The sequence below is a fragment of the uncultured Caldilinea sp. genome (assembly GCF_937128415.1).
Classification (GTDB): Bacteria; Chloroflexota; Anaerolineae; order Caldilineales; family Caldilineaceae; genus Caldilinea.
This window is the reverse complement of record NZ_CAKZMJ010000092.1, coordinates 1-1,067: the sequence shown is the minus strand read 5'-3', so window position 1 is coordinate 1,067 and position 1,067 is coordinate 1. Positions and strand designations below refer to the sequence as shown.

At 58.7% G+C, this 1,067-nt stretch carries 1 protein-coding gene; it reads left to right on the top strand.

Going from position 1 to position 1,067, the window contains the following annotated elements:
* Positions 1 to 27: 27 nt before the first annotated feature.
* Positions 28 to 1,067 (top strand): TlpA disulfide reductase family protein (locus tag Q0367_RS17365; protein WP_298983791.1); only part of this gene is annotated, 1,040 nt, incomplete at its 3' end.

Here is a 1,067-nt window from a genome sequence, read left to right as displayed (position 1 = left end):
GAGCCTCGGCCAGAGGCTTTCTCCCAGATGCAGGGAACGGCGGACGCGATTGCAAAAGCGCCGGCGCCTGAGACCGCAGACATGCAGGACGCCGCCCGTGACGACGGAGCGAAACGGGAGATCGTTGCGGTGGTCGCCGGCGAAGCGATCACTTTGCGAGATTTTCAGGAAGCAGTCGCCATCGACGCTCTCATGGCCGCGTGGGCGGGGGTGCAATCTGCATCGGCCAGCGCAATTCTCGAACAGTTGATCAATATAGCGACCGTATTGCATCGAGACGAAGTGAGGGTGGAGGGCGCCCAGGCGAGTGCGGCGCTCGACCAATTCTTACAGACGCATCATCGAACTCGTGCGGAGCTAAAGGCTGCGCTTGAGGCGCAAGGCATTGCCTGGGAGCGATTCGAGCGATATTTCGTCCGATTGATCGCCGCCGATGAATATTTGCGCACCCAGCAGGCGGCGACCGACGCCACATCGGCGGAACTGTTGCAAATCTGGCGCCAGGAAACGCCGATCAGCTTCGGGCCAGCCGCTGATGGGTTGTTCGATGCTGCATCGGCTCCAGGGGCGCAAAACCAGACGGATGAAGTGGAAGCATCGACCGTTCCCTCTGCTGTGGACTCAGTCGCCGAGATCGTCGCTGAGCCGCGCGGCGTCGAAGTGGGGCAGCTTGCGCCCGCTTTCCGCTTGCCGGCAATGCCGGATTTCACGGTGAAAACGCTGCAGGACTTCAGCGGTCGCCCGACCGTTCTTTCATTTTGGACGACCTGGTGTCCTTATTGCTTGCGCCAGACGCCGGTGATGGTCGAGGCGCATCACCGCTGGCAAGCGCTTGGGGTTGAATTTGTAGGAATTAATGTGAGAGAGACAAGCGACCTTGTTGAGAAGTATATGGCTCAACACGAGATCGCTTATCCAATTCTGCTGGACGCCGATGGCGCAGTGGCCGCCGACTATGCTATTCAGGGATTCCCAACTACTTATTTTCTGAATGCAAACCATCGGATTGTCGCACGCCACGTCGGCGCGTTGACCTCAGAACGATTAGAAACCTATCTGCAAACATT